The following is a 16970-nucleotide window of genomic DNA, read 5'->3' as shown; positions in this document are numbered from 1 at the left end:
TTCCTTAAAAGCAGTATTCTACGCGAATGGCAAAGAAAAAATTAAACAAGAACTGGTTGCACGACCACATTAACGATCCCTACGTGAAGTTGGCGCAGAAGGAGGGCTACCGCGCCCGCGCGGCGTTCAAGCTCAAGGAGATCGACGAGGACGAGAAACTCATCAAACCAGGCCAGGTCATCGTCGACCTCGGCTGTACGCCCGGCAGCTGGGCCCAGTACACGCGGCGCAAGCTGGCGGGCAAGGAGGGCGGCGGCGTGCATGGCACCCTGATCGGACTCGACATGCTGCCCATGGAGCCGGTGGCCGATTTCCACTTCATCCAGGGCGACTTTCGCACCGCCCGCGTGTTGCGCGAACTGGAATCCGTGTTGGCCGGCCGCAAGGTCGACCTGGTGCTGTCGGACATGGCGCCCAACCTGTCCGGTATCGCCACGGCCGATGCGGCCCGCATGGAGCATCTGATCGACCTGGCCATCGAATTTTCGCAATCGCACCTGAAACCGAGCGGCGCGTTGTTGGTCAAATGTTTCAAGGACATGGGATTCAGCCAGATCGTGGAGAAATTCCGGGCAGAATTCAAGGTCGTGGTCCAGAAAAAACCCAAGGCCAGTCGCGATAAATCGTCGGAGATATTTCTTCTCGGTAAGGGTTTGAAAAACCCGGCCAGCGGCGCCATGCATTTGCCCGACGAGATGGATGATTTTCCCCTTGATATTTAAGGGTGGGGCCGCACTTAGCCATGGATAGAGCCGGTTTTTTTTCAAAATCAGTGGCTTTCCTGCGCCCGCGTTGGCTGTTCGGCCCCGCGCACGGGATGGTTTCTGGCACCGCCTGCTTATTGCGAGTAAAATCGGGTTTCTAGCTATTGGTAAAAGATGCGCCCCGCATCCAAGGAGTTTTCGTGAATAACATGTTTTCCAAATCGGCCATTTGGGTAGTCGTTGCGCTGCTCTTATTCATGCTGTTCAAGCAATTCGACAACCATGGCATCAGCGGCGGCGCCAAGGCCATCGCGTATTCCGACTTGTTGGATGAAGTGAAAGCGAAACGCATCAAGGAAGTGCTGATCGAGGGCGGCACCATCACGGCCACCCGCGTCGATGACAGCAAGGTGCGCACCAGCGCCACCTTCCTGGACCGGGGCCTGATCGGCGACCTGCGCGACAACGGCGTGCGCTTCGACGTGAAGCCGCCCGAGGAGCCAGGTTTCCTGCAGCAAATGTTCGTCTCCTGGTTCCCGATGATCCTGCTGATCGGCGTGTGGATCTTCTTCATGCGGCAGATGCAGGGCGGCGGCAAGGGCGGGGCGTTCTCCTTCGGCAAGTCGAAGGCGCGCATGATGGATGAAACCAACAACACCGTGACCTTCGCCGACGTGGCCGGCTGCGACGAGGCCAAGGAGGAGGTCAACGAGATCGTCGACTTCCTGAAAGACCCCACCAAATTCCAGAAACTGGGCGGCCGCATCCCGCGCGGCGTGCTGATGGTCGGTCCTCCCGGCACCGGTAAGACGCTGCTGGCGCGCGCCATCGCCGGCGAGGCCAAGGTGCCGTTCTTCTCGATCTCCGGTTCCGATTTCGTGGAAATGTTCGTCGGCGTGGGCGCGTCGCGCGTGCGCGACATGTTCGAGAACGCCAAGAAGCATTCGCCGTGCATCATCTTCATCGACGAGATCGACGCCGTCGGCCGCCACCGTGGCGCCGGCATGGGCGGCGGCAACGACGAGCGCGAACAGACGCTGAACCAGTTGCTGGTGGAGATGGACGGCTTCGAGGCGAGCTCCGGCGTGATCGTCGTCGCCGCCACCAACCGCGCCGACGTGCTCGACAAGGCGCTGCTGCGTCCGGGCCGTTTCGACCGCCAGGTGTCCGTGGGCCTGCCCGACATCCGCGGTCGTGAGCAGATCCTCAATGTGCACATGCGCAAAGTGCCGATCGGCACCGACGTCAAGGCCGACATCCTGGCCCGCGGCACGCCCGGCTTCTCGGGCGCCGACCTGGCCAACCTGGTCAACGAGGCGGCCCTGTTCGCGGCGCGCCGCAGCAAGCGCCTGGTCGACATGATCGACTTCGAGGACGCCAAGGACAAGATCTTCATGGGTCCGGAACGCAAGTCCATGATCATCCGCGAGGAAGAGCGCCGCAACACGGCCTACCACGAGTCCGGCCACGCCGTCGTGGCCAAGCTGCTGCCCAAGGCCGACCCCGTGCACAAGGTCACCATCATGCCGCGCGGCTGGGCCCTGGGCCTGACCTGGCAGTTGCCCGAGCATGACAACCTGTCCGGCTACAAGGACAAGATGCTGGAGGAAATCTCGATCCTGTTCGGCGGCCGCATCGCCGAGGAGATCTTCGTCGGCCAGATGTCGACCGGCGCCTCGAACGACTTCGCGCGCGCCACCAAGCTGGCCCGTTCCATGGTCACCCGCTTCGGCATGTCCGACAGCATGGGCGTGATGGTGTACGAGGACAGCCAGAACGACGGCTTCTTCGGCGGCGCCTCCAAGACCATCTCCGAGGCCACCCAGCAGAAGGTCGACGCCGAGATCCGCAGCATCCTCGACACCCAGTATTCGCTGGCCCGCAAGCTGCTTGAGGAACACCGCGAGCAGGTCGAGATGATGACCAAGGCCCTGATGGAGTGGGAGACCATCGACGCCGACCAGATCAACGACATCATGGCCGGCCAGGAGCCGCGTCCGCCGAAGGCGGGCGTGACCATCCGCAAGCATCCTAGCGATGGCGGCCCCGGCGTGACGCCCAGCGTGACCGCGCCGGCCTGATCCGTTCAGTACGACCACCAGCAAAGGGTGAGGAGCGATCCTCGCCCTTTTTCGTTATGCGCCACGGCGCCCACCAACAATAGTTTCAATGCGACAACAACTTCAGTTCGGCCGTTACAATTTCCCGCTGGCGGGCGACGGCCACCGCCCGCGCGTGATGGGCATCCTCAACGTCACCCCCGATTCCTTCTCCGATGGCGGCCACTACCAGTCGCTCGAGTTCGCCGTCTCGCACGCCGAGCAGATGATAGGGCAGGGCGTGGACATCATCGACGTGGGCGGCGAATCGAGCCGTCCCGGCGCGCCGGCGCTGCCGCTGGAGCAGGAGCTGCAGCGCGTGATGCCGGTGCTGTACGCGCTGCGCGATTGCGGCAAGGCCCTCTCGGTCGACACCTACAAGCCGCAGGTGATGCGCGAAGCCATCATCGCCGGCGTCGACATGATCAACGACATCAACGGCTTCCGCGCGCCGGGCGCCATCGAAGCCGTGCGCGACAGTGACTGCGCGCTGTGTATCATGCACATGCAGAGCACGCCCGACACGATGCAGCAGCAACCGGCCTACGGCGACGTGGTGGCCGAGGTGACGGCCTTCCTGCGCGAGCGGGTGGCGGCGTTGACGGCGGCCGGCATCGACCCGCGCCGGTTGTGCATCGATCCAGGTTTTGGTTTTGGCAAGACTGTCGCGCATAATTATGCTTTGCTCAAGGCCACCGGGCAGTTGATCGAACAGCTGGGCTTGCCGTTGCTGGCCGGCCTGTCGCGCAAGTCCATGATCGGCGCGGTGACGGGCAAGCCCGTCGAGCAGCGCCTGGCCGGCAGCCTGGCGGGCGCGCTCGCTGCGGTAGCGCAGGGCGCGCTGATCGTGCGGGTGCATGATGTGGCGGAGACCGTCGATGCCCTCAAGGTGTGGCAGGCGGCGCAATAAACGAAATTCAACGAATCTTAAATTAGGACTACGATAACTATGGCACGCAAATATTTTGGCACCGATGGTGTACGGGGTCTCGTCGGCGAGGCGCCCATCACGCCCGACTTCGTCATGCGCCTCGGCTACGCGGCCGGCAAGGTGCTGGCCAAGGCCCGCGCGGGCGGCAGCAAGCCGACCGTGCTGATCGGCAAGGACACGCGCATCTCCGGCTACATGCTGGAAGCGGCGCTGGAGGCCGGCTTCTCGGCCGCCGGCGTGGACGTGATGCTGGCCGGCCCCATGCCCACCCCCGCCATCGCCTACCTGACGCGCGCGCTGCGCCTGCAGGCCGGCGTCGTCATCTCGGCCTCGCACAACCCGTTCCAGGACAATGGCATCAAGTTCTTCTCCGACCAGGGCACCAAGCTGCCCGACGCCGTGGAACTCGACATCGAGGCCGCGCTCGACTTGCCGATGGCGTGCGTGCCGTCCGAGAAGCTGGGCCGCGCCAAGCGCCTGGACGACGCCCAGGGCCGCTACATCGAATTCTGCAAGAGCACCTTCCCCAACGAGCTGGACCTGCGCGGCCTGAAGATCGTGGTCGACTGCGCGCACGGCGCCGCCTACAACATCGCACCCCACGTGTTCCATGAACTGGGCGCGGAAGTGATCGCCATCGGCAACAAGCCGGACGGCTTCAACATCAACGCCGGCCACGGCGCCACGGCGCCCGACGCCATGTCGGCCGCCGTGCGCGCCCATGGCGCCGACCTCGGCATCGCGCTCGATGGCGACGCCGACCGCCTCATCATGTGCGACGCCACGGGCCGCCTGTACAACGGCGACGAGCTGCTGTACGTGATGGTGATGGACCGACTGGCCACGGGCCCCGTGCCCGGCGCCGTGGGCACACTGATGACCAACATGGCGCTGGAAGTGGCGTTCAAGGAAAAGAACATCGGCTTCGCGCGCGCCAAGGTGGGCGACCGCTACGTGCTGGAAGTGATGCAGGAGAAGGGCTGGATCCTGGGCGGCGAAGGCTCGGGCCATCTGCTGTGCCTGGACAAGCATACGACGGGCGACGGCATCATTTCGTCGCTGCAAGTGCTGTCGGCGCTGGTGCGCAGCGGCAAGTCATTGGAACAGTGCGCGCAGGAGCTGGTGCTGTTCCCGCAAACGCTGGTCAACGTGCGTGTGGCGCCCGGCTTCGACTGGACCCGCAACGCGGCCATGGTGCACGAGAAGGAACTGGTCGAACGCGAGCTGGGCGACAGCGGGCGCGTGCTGATCCGCGCCTCGGGCACGGAGCCGCTGATCCGCGTGATGGTGGAAGCGCGCAACGCGGCCGACGCGGCCGCCATGGCGCAGCGCATCGCCGACAAGGTCGACAGCCAGCTGGCGGCCTGAGCGGGGGAAGGACGGGGAAAGGGCGGGCAGCGGCCCGGCCGTCAGACCGGGCCCGCCCTGCGCGCATGGAGGGGATCAGGCGTGCAGGGCGATGCGGGCCGGACGCCAGGCGGCCAGCCCGCCTGACCGTGGCGCGTTCAGCGCACGGCCAGCGACACGGTGCGGGCCGGGATCACGGTGCCATCGGAGATGCTGCTCTCCGGCACCACCATCAACAGCTCGCCCGTGACGTTATCGTTGGGCTCCAGATTGATCGTCATCTGCAATTGCTGGTCCAGCGCCGTGAAGGAATGGGCGCCGGTGGCCACGATCTGGTGCTTGCCCAGTTCGTCCACCTCGGCAAACATTGTGCGGCCGCGTGCGGTCAGGGTCAGCTCCTGGCCGTTGGCCAGCGTGTAAGTGGCTTTGTACGGATAGAATTCATCCTGGTCCATAAGGCGCACATGGGTGGGCGCGTCGATGCGCAGCGCATGGCCGGCCACCGTGACGGTTTCACCGGGCGTGACGGTCTGGCTGAATGCGACCAGCGACGTCGCGCCGAGCAGTGAGGCGAGAATAAACTTGTTCATGATTTTCACCATTCTTTCTTATTGAACAGCGCCGTTTTTTTTAGCGCTGATTTAATCCGTTAATATTGGCGAACTTTCTTTGTGGTATAAACTTCATCATGCTGATTCTGCATGGAGGGTTCTGGTTTTGTATCATTTTGATGCTGACGGGTTAATATCCTGATCATGCCGATTATGTATCGTCGGCGATTCCATTTGAATATCAATTCGCCGTGCGCCGACCTGGCGGGAAAATAACGGCCGACCGGAATCCCGCCAGCTCCGTCCGCCTCCGCAAGGCAGGGGCGAACCAGCGCAGCGTAACTGCTGAAGCAAAAGCAACGATGTCGCTCACACCATCCGAGATGGGGAAGATTCCTGCCGGCGCCTTGAGAATGGCCGGCTGAATAAGACGCGTGTGGCGCGCGCCTGGTTGACGACGGGCGGTCATTTGGTATTACTGAGAGAAGCGTGTGCGGCTGCTCTCTGGCAGTAGTGCCCATTCGTCCCCTGCTGCGACTCCGGCGGGTGCGCGGAGATTATCCTGTAGCGTCTCGTGGACGGTCACGCAGCGTAAGAATATCTGATTGCTAGTCATTCTGCTATTAATCGGGGAAAATGTAACTAAATATATTTCTATCGTTAATGCCGGGCGGCTGCATAAAATATATGGCCCATCGCGCCGAATATGGCTTTTTAAATGAGGCCGGAATAGGGCGATATCTGGCGGAGCACGCGGCCGGGATTGACGCGATAGCGGCGGCCGGGCGCTGAAAAATCCATCACGCACACTTACATTGACGAAAATGGCGTCAGCGGTTATGATGTCGTCATCGGAGTGTAGCGCAGCCCGGTAGCGCACCTGGTTTGGGACCAGGGGGTCCAAGGTTCGAATCCTTGTACTCCGACCAAGAACGTATAAAACGGGTTGTCATCGACAACCCGTTTTTCATTTGTGCGTGCATTCGCATGCGCACCCCGCATCGCGCTGCCCATAGCTCAGTTGGATAGAGCATCAGCCTTCTAAGCTGAGGGTCGCAGGTTCGATTCCTGCTGGGCAGGCCATCCCCACAGGCACAGTGCCACACGTTTTGTCCGCCCCGTCACGTCATGCGTTCGAGCTTGGGGACAAACAAGTATTCCTTGCATTACTATAGTGCCCATGGATATCAACCTGGCACGAACCTTTCTTCAAGTGGCCGCCAACGGCAGCTTCATCCAGACGGCGCAGCGCATGCATTTGACGCAGACGGCCGTCAGCGCCCGCATCCGCACGCTCGAGGAGCAGCTGGGCCAGCGCCTGTTCGTGCGCAACAAGGCCGGCGCCCGGCTCACTACCGCGGGCGAGCAATTCATGAGTCACGCCCATGCGCTGGTGCAGGTGTGGGAACGCGCGCGGCGCCAGATCGCCTTGCCGGCCGGCAGGGAAGTGGGCGTGAGCGTGGGCACCGAGCTGAGCCTGTGGCATCCGTTCCTGGCCGACTGGCTGGTGTGGATGAACCGCAGCCATCCCGAGGTGTCGATCCGATCCGAGGTGGCGATGGCCGGCCGCCTGCTGGACCGGGTGCAGGACGGCTCGCTCGACATCGCCGTGCTGTACAACCCGCGTCCGCGCGCCGGCCTCGTGTCGGAATTGCTGCTTGAGGAAAAGCTGATCATGGTGACCACGGACGCCGACGGCAAGGTCGATCCCGAGCGCTACATCTACGTGGACTGGGGGCCGCAGTTTTCCATCAACCATGAGGCGGCCCACCCGGAACTGAGCATGCCGCCCATGTCGATCTCGTTGGGGCCGCTGGCCATGACCTATCTGCTGAGCGTGGGCGGGGCCGGCTATTTCCGGGCCAGCATGGCCCGCCAATTCATCGCGGACGGCCGCCTGCGCCGCGTGCGCGACACGCCAGAATTCTCCCACTCGGCCTACGTGGTCTACGCCAGCCAGCGCGACAGCGCCACGCTGGACCGGGTGCGCGACGCCATGCGGGCCGTGGTCGCCAGCACGGACCGCGCCAGCCTCCAGCACACCATCGGCCCCCGTCCGGCCGCCATGCCCTGCGGCGACACGCTGGACGACGCCTGAGCGGGCCCGCCCGCGCCAGGCGGGCGCAGTCCAGGCAATTTCAAAAACATTTTTTTGATATGAATTGCCAGAATTTTTCATTAGTCAAGAAACCTTGTGGGTGCGACACTGTTTCCTCCCGTTCAGACCGGCTTTGCCGTATCAGAACATAACCGCGCGTCACCTCTTGGCTTCCGTCGTGTCAGATGGATGATGTACCGCAGGGCCGGCCGCCGTCACGGCGCCGCGCTTGTCCACTTATCAGGCTTATGAATCAGATTTCGTCCACCGCACTCCGTTCATCCAGTTCCGATCCCTTCTTCCCCAACTCCCGGCTCTACGACACCGCCGCCAGCCTGCTGGCCACGGCTGGCATCGCCATCAACGGCAATGCCCCGTGGGACATCCAGCTACGCGGCAAAGGCGTGCTGGAACGCGTGTTCGACCAGGGCAACCTGGGCCTGGGGGAAGCCTATATGGACGGCGCATGGGAGGCGGAACGGCTCGATGAATTTTTTTGCCGCTTGCTGCGGGCGCGGCTCGATCAGCAGGTCAAACCCGTGCGCCTGCTGGTGCACGCCCTGAGCGCGAAACTGCTCAATTTGCAGACGCGCCGGCGCGCCTGGCAGGTCGGCAAGGTCCATTACGACCTCGGTAACGAGTTCTACGCGGCCATGCTCGATCCGCGCATGACCTACACCTGCGGCTACTGGAAGGGCGCCAAGACGCTGACGGCCGCGCAGGAGGACAAGCTCGACCTCATCTGCCGCAAGCTCGACCTGCGGCCCGGCATGAAGGTGCTCGACATCGGTTGCGGCTGGGGCAGTTTCATGCGCTTCGCTGCCGAGTATTACCAGGTCAGCTGCGTGGGCGTCACCATCTCGCGCGAGCAGGCGCAGTGGGGCAGGGAGCATAGCCTGGGCTTGCCGGTCGAGTACCGGCTGCAGGATTACCGCGAGCTCAACGAGCGCTTCGACCGCATCGTCAGTGTCGGCATGTTCGAGCACGTCGGCCACAAGAACCACCGCACCTACATGGAGGTGGCGCACCGCTGCCTGAAGGACGACGGCCTGTTCCTGCTGCACACCATCGGCAAGAACGTGCGCGCCTCGGTGCCCGATCCGTGGGTCGACAAATACATCTTCCCCAACGGCGCGCTGCCGTCGATCGGCCAGATCGGCGACGCGGCGGACGGCTTGTTCGTGGCCGAGGATCTGCACAACTTCGGCGCCGATTACGACAAGACGCTGATGGCCTGGTACCACAATTTCGAGGCGGCCTGGCCCCGTTTCGCGGCCCAGCTGGGCGAGCGCTTCCACCGCATGTGGCGCTACTACCTGCTGTCGTGCGCCGGCGCGTTCCGGGCGCGCGATATCCAGTTGTGGCAATGGGTATTTTCCAGGGAAGGCATCACGGGCGGATACCGCCGCCTTTCCTGAGTCCGCGCCGCCCCCGCGCCCGGCTCCAGTTTCCTCCCCACTTGGGCGATGGCGGCTTGCCGCCATCGCTGATGATCGTCTGTCCGCGTAAAGGTTTTGTTGTGTCTTCGGTTAGAAAATGGTTTTTCAGTCTCACCCCCGCCGCCATCCATCTCAATAACAAGGAACGGCTGCGCAGTTGCCTCGGCGCGCTGATCGGCATCGCCCTCACGGCCGGCCTGACCCGGCTCGCCGTGGGCGCCAACAGCAGCCTGCCCTTGCTGCTGGCGCCCATGGGCGCCTCGGCCGTGCTGCTGTTCGCCGTGCCGGCCAGCCCGCTGTCGCAGCCGTGGTCCATCATCGGCGGCAACCTCGTGTCGGCGCTGGTGGGCGTGGCCTGCGTGCGCGCCGTCGGCGACTCCATGGTCGCGGCCACGATGGCCGTGCCGCTGGCGATCGCCGCCATGTTCTATCTGCGCTGCGTGCATCCGCCATCGGGCGCCGTCGCGCTCACGGCCGTGCTGGGGGGCACCACCGTCCACGGATTGGGGTACGGCTTCGTGCTGGCGCCGGTCGGCCTCAATTCCGTGGCCCTGCTGGTCAGCGCCCTCGTGTACCACCGGCTGACCGGCCACCGCTATCCGCACCGCGCGGCCGCCAACGCCGCGCCGGCGCGCCGCACCGGCTTCACGCGGGCCGACCTGGAGGAAGCCCTGGCCCAGCATGGCGAAATGCTCGACGTGGAAGCCGAGGACTTGCAGACGCTGTTCAACGAAGTGGAGATCCGCGCCTACCGCCGGCACATGGAAAACCTGTTCTGCGCCGACGTGATGACGACGGCGGCGCGCACGGTGCGGCCCGAGACGACGGCCGACGCGGCCTGGAACCTGCTGCGCGAGCACCAGATCAAGGCCTTGCCCGTCGTCGACGATGAGCAGCGCGTGATCGGCATCGTCACGCAGACGGATTTCGTGGTGCACGCCCACGCCCATGCGAGCGCCGAGCTGCCGGGCACGGTGCGGCTGCGGCCGCGCGTGCTGGTGCGCGACGTCATGAGCAGCGAGGTCAAGACGGCCCATCTGCTGCAACCGATCTCCGAACTCGTGCCCATGTTCGCCAGTTACGGCCACCACCATCTGCCCGTGGTGGACACGGCGAACCGCCTGCGCGGCATGGTCACCCAGGCCAATCTGGTGGCCGGCCTGTACCAGAAGTCATTGGATCAGATGACCGCCCGCGCCGCCTAGGATGAGTTTTCGCCGCCCGGCTGGTACAGTGTGGGATGCCGCGCGGCGGCGTTCTGAGTCTGGATAAGGGTAGGCAGGTGGTGCAAGAAGAGCAGGGCTTCGTGTTGACCCGGCACTGGCGCGATACGGCGGCCGGTACCGAGGTTGAATTTTGGCTGGCCACCGACCGGGGTCCGCGCCGGTTGCGCCTGCCCGTGCAGCGCGCGGTGGCGTTCGTGCCGGCCGAACAGCGCGCGCAGGCCGAACTGCTGCTGCAAGCGGAACGCGGTTGCGAACTGCGCGAACTGTCGCTCAGCGACTTCCACAGCCGCCCGGTGCTGGGCCTGTACTGCCGCCAGTACCGCCAGCTGCTCAAGGTGGAGAAGCGGCTGCGCGCGCACGGCGTGGACGTGTATGAGGCCGATATCCGGCCGCCCGAACGCTACCTGATGGAGCGCTTCATCACGGCGCCCGTGGCGTTCAGCGGCCAGCCCGGCCCCGATGGCGCCGGCCTCCTGCTGGACTGTGTATTGAAGCCGGCGCCCGGCTACCGGCCCGCGCTGCGCATGGTGTCGCTCGATATCGAGACGACCTCGCGCGGCGACCTGTACTCGATCGCGCTCGAAGGCTGCGGCCGGCGCCAGGTCTACATGCTGGGGCCGCCGAACGGCGTCGACGGGCCGCGCGATTTCGCGCTCGACTACTGCGACAGCCGCGCGCAGATGCTGGAACGCCTCAACGCATGGCTGGCCGCGCACGACCCGGACGCCATCATCGGCTGGAACCTGGTGCAGTTCGACCTGCGCGTGCTGCGCGAACACGCCGAGCGCCTGCAGGTGCCGCTGCTGTTCGGGCGCGACGGCAGCGCCATGGAGTGGCGCGAGCACGGCGGCGGCCAGCAGCACTACTTCGCGGCGGCCGCCGGGCGGCTCATCATCGACGGCATCGAGGCGCTCAAATCGGCCACCTGGAGCTTCCCGTCCTTCAGCCTCGAATATGTGGCGCAGACGCTGCTCGGCGAAGGCAAGGATATCGACAACCCCTACCAGCGCATGGCGGAGATCGAGCGCCGCTTCGCCGAGGACAAGCCGGCCCTGGCCCGCTACAACCTGCACGACTGCGAACTGGTCACGCGCATTTTCGCCCACACCGAGCTGCTCACCTTCCTGCTCGAGCGGGCCAGCGTGACGGGGCTGGCGACCGACCGCAGCGGCGGTTCCGTGGCCGCGTTCGAGCACCTGTACCTGCCCATGATGCACCGCCAGGGCTACGTGGCGCCCAACCTCGGCGACGTGGTCGGCGAGAACAGTCCCGGCGGCTACGTCATGGATTCCCGCTCCGGCCTGTACGATTCCGTGCTGGTGCTCGACTACAAAAGCCTGTACCCGTCCATCATCCGCACCTTCCTGATCGACCCGGTGGGACTGGTGGAGGGCATGCGCGCGCCGGCGGAAGCGGACACCGTGCCCGGCTTCCGCGGCGCCCGTTTTTCGCGCGAACGCCACTGCCTGCCGGCCATCGTCAACCAGATCTGGCAGGGCAGGGAGGCGGCCAAGCGCGAGCACAACAAGCCCTTGTCGCAGGCGCTCAAGATCATCATGAACGCCTTCTACGGCGTGCTCGGTTCCAGCGGCTGCCGTTTCTTCGATCCGCGCCTGGCCTCCTCGATCACCTTGCGTGGCCAGGAGATCATGCACCGCACGCGCGAACTGATCGAGGCGCGGGGCTACCAGGTCATCTACGGCGACACCGATTCCACCTTCGTCTGGCTGGGCAAGGCGCACGACGACGCGCGCGCGGGCGAGATCGGGCGCGCGCTCGTGGACCACGTCAACCAGTGGTGGAGCGCGCACCTGCGCGAGCAATTCGGCCTGGCCAGCGCGCTCGAGCTGCAATTCGAGACCCATTACCGGCGCTTCCTCATGCCCACCATCCGTGGCTCCGACCTGGGCAGCAAGAAGCGCTACGCGGGCCTGGTGACGGACGCCGGCGGCGGCGACCGGATGGTCTACAAGGGGCTGGAGACGGTGCGCACCGACTGGACCCCGCTGGCGCAGCAGTTCCAGCAAGGGCTGTACGAGCGCATCTTCAAGGGTCAGCCTTACCGCGACTATGTGCGCGACTACGCGCTGCGCACCGTCAGCGGCGAGTACGACCACCTGCTGGTGTACCGCAAGCGCCTGCGCCGCCCGCTGGAGGATTACGAGCGCAACGTGCCGCCCCACGTGCGCGCGGCGCGCAGCGCCGACGAGTACAACCGCCAGCACGGCCGCCCGCTGCAATACCAGCGCGGCGGCTGGATCCGCTACGTGATGACGGTGGCCGGCCCGGAACCGCTGGAGGCAAGGCGCGCCGCCATCGACTACGAGCACTATCTGGCGCGCCAGTTGCAGCCGGTGGCCGACGCCATCCTGCCGTTCCTCGACGACGACTTCAGCAGCCTGACCAGCCGCCAGCAAACCCTGTTCTGAGGCGGCGCGGTTGACGCGGCCATGCCCGGCGCGGATACTGCGTGACTAATACCTTCAACCCGTCGCCATCAACCCGTCCGCAGGAGAACGTCATGTCATCACCGATACGCCGCATCGCCATCAACACCGGCGGCGGCGACGCGCCCGGCCTGAACGCCGTGATCCGCGCCACCGTGCTGGCGGCGCTGGAGCGGGGCTGGGAATGCGTGGGCATCCGCGACGGCTACAACGGCATCCTGTGCCCCGAACGCTATCCGGACGGCGGCGTGCTGCGCCTGATGGCCGAACGGGTGCGCGGCATCGCCCACCTGGGCGGCACCATGCTGGGCACCACCAACCGCGGCAACCCGCTCAGCTTCCCCACCACGCAGGCCGACGGCTCGGTGCTGGAAGTGGACCGCAGCGACGAGCTGCTGGCCTGGTTCGCGCGCGAGGGCATCGACGCGCTGGTGGCCGTGGGCGGCGACGGCTCGCTCACCATCGCCGACGCGCTGGCGCGCAAGGGCTTGCGCGTGGTGGGCGTGCCCAAGACCATCGACAACGACCTGGACCAGACCACCACCACCTTCGGTTTCGACACGGCCGTCGCCTTCGCCACGGAATGCGTGGACCGGCTGCACAGCACGGCCGAGAGCCACCAGCGCGTGATGGTGGTGGAGGTGATGGGCCGGTATGCCGGCTGGATCGCGCTGCACACGGGCATCGCCGGCGGCGCGCACGCCATCCTGCTGCCCGAGATACCCTACGACCTGGAACGGGTGGCGGCCGCCATCACGGCCCGGGAACGGGCCGGCCACAGTTACTCGATCGTGGTGGTGGCCGAGGGCGCGCAGGCGGCCGGCGGCGCGCGCGACGTGCTGGCGCCGGCCGTGGCCGGCCACGCCGAACGGCTGGGCGGGGCCGGCGAGCACGTGGCGCGCGAGCTGCAGGCGCGCACCGGCAAGGATGCGCGCGCCGTCGTGCTCGGACACTTGCTGCGCGGCGGCAGCCCGAGCGCGTTCGACCGGCTGGCGGCCCTGCGCTTCGGCGCGGCGGCCGTGCGGGCGCTGGACGCGGGGCAGTCCGGCGTCATGGTGTCGCTGGCTTATCCGAATATGCGATACGTGCCGCTGGCGCAGGTGGCGGGCCGCATGAAGAACGTGCCGCTCGATGGCGACACGGTGCGCACCGCGCGCGACCTGGGGATTTGCCTCGGCGATTAGCCGCGTTCAGGGACGCATGCGGGCGGTGGGCGCGATGAAGCTCTTGCGCTGGAAGGGATTGAGTTCCTTCTTCAGGAAGCCGGGCGCGCGCGCGTCGGGCGCGAACAGCAGGGTGGCGTAGAAGCGCTCGGTGTCGGGCGCCGCCTGCAGCAGCAGCCGCCGTATGCCCAGGTCCAGGCAATACTGTTCGATGTGCCGCAGGAACCAGCGGCCCACGCCCTGGCCCCGGTGCTTGCTGGCGACGATCAGGTCGGCCACGTAGCAGAATTCGGGCGGGGCCAGTTCCAGCCGGGCGATGGCGATCGTGGTCCTGGCGCTTTCCACGCTGACCCACTGCACCCGTCCCATCGGATGGGGCTGGGCATGGTCGGCAGCGGTGGTTTCGGGCCAGCCGGCGTCGCGACGCATGCTGTGCAACAGTTTGGTGGGCGGTTTGGCGAGGGGGTGGAAGGTAAGCGCGAGCGACATGGGGCTGATCGGTGAGTGAGGGTATGGCTGGCCGTCACGCGGGGTGCGCGGAGGGGCCGTCCGTCCGTTGATCCTATGCCGCGCACAATTGACTCGCAATCACTTATTTGTATAAATTGTTTCCGTTGCGTTTGTATGAGGCAAAATCGCCATGTCGTGGCCCGGTCCGGGGCCCGCCATGTGCGAAAATGCGACAGTCAGGCCAACGCCTGCTTATGCGACCATCCATGACGCCTCCCGACTCCATGCATTTCTATCAGCCCGCGCTCGGCCACGGCCTGCCGCACGACCCGTTCAACGCCATCGTCGGTCCCCGTCCCATCGGCTGGATCGCCAGCTGTAGCGCGGCCGGACAGCGCAATCTGGCGCCGTACAGTTTTTTCAACGCCTTCAACTACACGCCGCCCATCATCGGCTTCGCCAGCATCGGCCGCAAGGACACGCTGCGCAATATCGAGGAGACGGGGGAATTCGTGTGGAACCTGGCGACACGGCCGCTGGCCGAGGCCATGAACGCCAGCTGCGCGGCGGCGCCGGCCGAGGTCGACGAATTCGACCTGGCGGGTCTCGCGGCGGCGCCGTCGCGGCTGGTGCAAGTGCCGCGCGTGGCGCAAAGCCCGGTGGCGTTCGAATGCCGCAAGACGCAGATCATCCAGCTGACGCGGGCCGATGGCGGCGCCGTGCCGACCTGGCTGGTGCTCGGCGAGGTGGTGGGCGTGCACATCGCGCGCCCCCTGCTGGTCGATGGGGTGTACGACACGGCCGCCGCGCGGCCCATCCTGCGCGGCGGCGGCCCGGCCGATTATTTTGAAATCGGCGCCGATGCGCTGTTCCGCATGGCGCGTCCGTCCTGGCCCTGAACCGGGCCGCGCGTTGAAGTGGCGCGCCGGAAGCCGGCACGGTGAAGAGGGACGCCGGGGTCCGGCAAGGTGGAGAGGGACGCCGGAGACCGGCAAGGTGGAGAGGGACGCCGGAGGCCGGCGTCCCGGGCGCGATCAGTAGGTGTAGAAGATACGCTGGATTTCCTTGCTGTCGCTGGTGCGCGTGAGGGCCAGCATCAGCAGGATGCGCGCCTTCTGCGGGTTCAGCGTGTCGGCCGCCACGAAGTCCAGTTCATCGTCGTTGGCTTCGCCGTTGCGGGCCACGATGCCCTGGCCGACGCGGCTGGCGCGCACGATCACCACACCCTGTTTGCGGGCCGCCACCAGTGCAGGCTTGACCTTGTTGGCCAGGCTGCCGTCGCCCACGCCGGCGTGGATGATGCCCTTGGCGCCGCCGGCCACGAAGGCGTTCAGCGCGGCCGGACCCATGTTGGCGTAGCCGTACACGATGTCCACTTGCGGCAGGCTCTGCAGCTTGCTGATGTCGAACTCGGTGTCGGCCGTGTGCTTGCGCATGGCGCGGTGGTAGAAGTAGGGGTGGTTGCCCTGGATGTAGCCGAGCATGCCCAGTTCCGTGGTCTTGAAGGTGTCCGGCGTGGAGGTGTTGGTCTTGGTGACGTCGCGCGCGGCGTGGATCTGGTCATTCATGGCCACCAGCACGCCCTGGCCGACGGCCTCGTGGCTGGCCGCCAGCAGCACGGCGTTGTACAGGTTGATGGGGCCGTCGGCCGACAGCGCCGTGCTGGGGCGCATGGCGCCCACCAGCACCACCGGCTTGTGGCTCTTGACCACCAGGTCGAGGAAGTAGGCCGTCTCCTCCAGCGTGTCGGTGCCGTGGGTGATGACGATGCCGTCCACGTCCGGGCGCGCCAGCAGTTCGTTCACGCGTTTGCCCAGCGTGAGCCAGTATTCATTGTTCATGTTTTCGCTGGCGATCTGGAACACTTGTTCGCCCGTCACATGGGCCACCTTGTTCAGTTCCGGCACCGCCTGGATCAGGCTGTTGACGCCGACCGTGGCGGCCGTGTAGCCGATGGTGGTGGTGGTGGTGCTGCCCGAGCCGGCGATGGTGCCGCCGGTGGCGAGGATGGTGACGTTGGCCAGGTGCGGCGCGGCCGTGTCGGCCCGCGCGTTGCCGGCGAGCAGGACGACAAAGGCGAAGACGACGGTCAGAAAGGGCTTGGGTGTGCGATGCAGCATGTGTTCTCCGTTATAGTAGGTGGTCACAAATTCACATTGTGGGAAGCGATTTCATTCGTGTCAACAACGCGCGTCGCTGGCGCGTTATGGACAGGTCGGGGAAACGCTTCCGCCGTGGCTTTGCTATCGGCCGGTGGCGTGGCGCCCCGGACAACTTGTCTGGTTAGCAAACCGCATGCCTGCGTATGCCTGCCTTGGGCTGGTTGGCAAGGTCTTGTAATTAAACGGTTTTTTCCCGCTGCCGTCGCCGGCTGCCGGCGCTGCCGTCCAATCGCTTGGACGCGGCCCCGGATCCGGTTCTGAATAGTTGGACGGGGCGGGGATGTCAATTCTATTAAAATTTCACTTTGACAATGAATCCATGCAGACCGCGCGATTTTGACCGATAATGCACT

13 protein-coding genes and 2 tRNA genes are annotated in these 16970 nt (G+C 65.5%); 12 read left to right on the top strand and 3 right to left on the bottom strand.

Annotated elements, in window-relative coordinates:
- Nucleotides 1–26 precede the first annotated feature (26 nt).
- The 4 genes from AC1RQG_RS11640 to glmM all read left to right on the top strand — a co-directional run bounded on the left by AC1RQG_RS11640 (nt 27) and on the right by glmM (nt 5102).
- Nucleotides 27–722 carry an RlmE family RNA methyltransferase gene (locus tag AC1RQG_RS11640; RefSeq protein ID WP_493131419.1) on the top strand — a complete coding sequence of 232 codons (696 nt, stop codon included), beginning with the start codon at nt 27–29 and terminating at the stop codon, nt 720–722.
- A 182-nt stretch (nt 723–904) separates the two neighbouring features.
- A complete protein-coding gene (ftsH, locus tag AC1RQG_RS11635) occupies nt 905–2785 on the top strand; it encodes an ATP-dependent zinc metalloprotease FtsH (RefSeq protein WP_493131417.1) in 1881 nt (626 codons plus the stop codon).
- A gap of 88 nt (nt 2786–2873) precedes the next feature.
- The gene (gene folP / locus AC1RQG_RS11630; RefSeq protein ID WP_493131415.1) at nt 2874–3713 is read left to right on the top strand and encodes a dihydropteroate synthase; all 840 of its coding nucleotides are present in this window, start codon (nt 2874–2876) and stop codon (nt 3711–3713) included.
- 39 nt (nt 3714–3752) lie between these two features.
- Nucleotides 3753–5102 (top strand): phosphoglucosamine mutase, encoded by a 1350-nt coding sequence (gene glmM / locus AC1RQG_RS11625; protein WP_493131413.1) that lies wholly within the window; start codon nt 3753–3755, stop codon nt 5100–5102.
- Nucleotides 5103–5239: 137 nt separating this feature from the next.
- Here glmM and AC1RQG_RS11620 read toward each other — a convergent pair whose 3' ends face one another.
- On the bottom strand, nt 5240–5671 hold the full coding sequence (locus tag AC1RQG_RS11620; protein ID WP_493131411.1) for a hypothetical protein: 432 nt from the start codon (nt 5669–5671) through the stop codon (nt 5240–5242).
- Nucleotides 5672–6484: 813 nt separating this feature from the next.
- Between AC1RQG_RS11620 and AC1RQG_RS11615 the strand changes: the two genes are divergently transcribed.
- From AC1RQG_RS11615 to AC1RQG_RS11585, 7 genes are all read left to right on the top strand, one after another.
- Nucleotides 6485–6561 (top strand) — tRNA-Pro (locus AC1RQG_RS11615).
- 77 nt (nt 6562–6638) lie between these two features.
- Nucleotides 6639–6715 (top strand) — tRNA-Arg (locus AC1RQG_RS11610).
- A 97-nt stretch (nt 6716–6812) separates the two neighbouring features.
- The gene (locus tag AC1RQG_RS11605; RefSeq protein ID WP_493131409.1) at nt 6813–7730 is read left to right on the top strand and encodes a LysR family transcriptional regulator; all 918 of its coding nucleotides are present in this window, start codon (nt 6813–6815) and stop codon (nt 7728–7730) included.
- A gap of 248 nt (nt 7731–7978) precedes the next feature.
- Nucleotides 7979–9148, top strand: a complete 1170-nt coding sequence (gene cfa / locus AC1RQG_RS11600) for a cyclopropane fatty acyl phospholipid synthase (protein ID WP_493131407.1) — start codon at nt 7979–7981, stop codon at nt 9146–9148.
- A gap of 101 nt (nt 9149–9249) precedes the next feature.
- On the top strand, nt 9250–10374 hold the full coding sequence (locus AC1RQG_RS11595; protein WP_493131405.1) for an HPP family protein: 1125 nt from the start codon (nt 9250–9252) through the stop codon (nt 10372–10374).
- Between the two features lie 77 nt (nt 10375–10451).
- Nucleotides 10452–12824 carry a DNA polymerase II gene (locus AC1RQG_RS11590; protein WP_493131403.1) on the top strand — a complete coding sequence of 791 codons (2373 nt, stop codon included), beginning with the start codon at nt 10452–10454 and terminating at the stop codon, nt 12822–12824.
- 92 nt (nt 12825–12916) lie between these two features.
- Nucleotides 12917–14026: a 6-phosphofructokinase gene (locus AC1RQG_RS11585; protein WP_493131401.1), complete on the top strand. Its 1110-nt coding sequence runs from the start codon at nt 12917–12919 to the stop codon at nt 14024–14026.
- 6 nt (nt 14027–14032) lie between these two features.
- Here AC1RQG_RS11585 and AC1RQG_RS11580 read toward each other — a convergent pair whose 3' ends face one another.
- Entirely contained in the window at nt 14033–14494 is a 462-nt protein-coding gene (locus tag AC1RQG_RS11580; protein ID WP_493131399.1) for a GNAT family N-acetyltransferase, read from the bottom strand.
- A 227-nt stretch (nt 14495–14721) separates the two neighbouring features.
- Between AC1RQG_RS11580 and AC1RQG_RS11575 the strand changes: the two genes are divergently transcribed.
- Nucleotides 14722–15354 (top strand): flavin reductase family protein, encoded by a 633-nt coding sequence (locus tag AC1RQG_RS11575; RefSeq protein ID WP_493131397.1) that lies wholly within the window; start codon nt 14722–14724, stop codon nt 15352–15354.
- Between the two features lie 135 nt (nt 15355–15489).
- Here the strand turns inward: AC1RQG_RS11575 and AC1RQG_RS11570 are convergent, their stop codons facing one another.
- Entirely contained in the window at nt 15490–16575 is a 1086-nt protein-coding gene (locus AC1RQG_RS11570) for a type II asparaginase (RefSeq protein WP_493131395.1), read from the bottom strand.
- Between the last annotated feature and the right edge of the window lie 395 nt (nt 16576–16970).

Source organism: Rugamonas sp. GW822-FHT03B10 (genome assembly GCF_058801745.1).
This window is presented reverse-complemented; position numbering and strand designations above follow the sequence as displayed.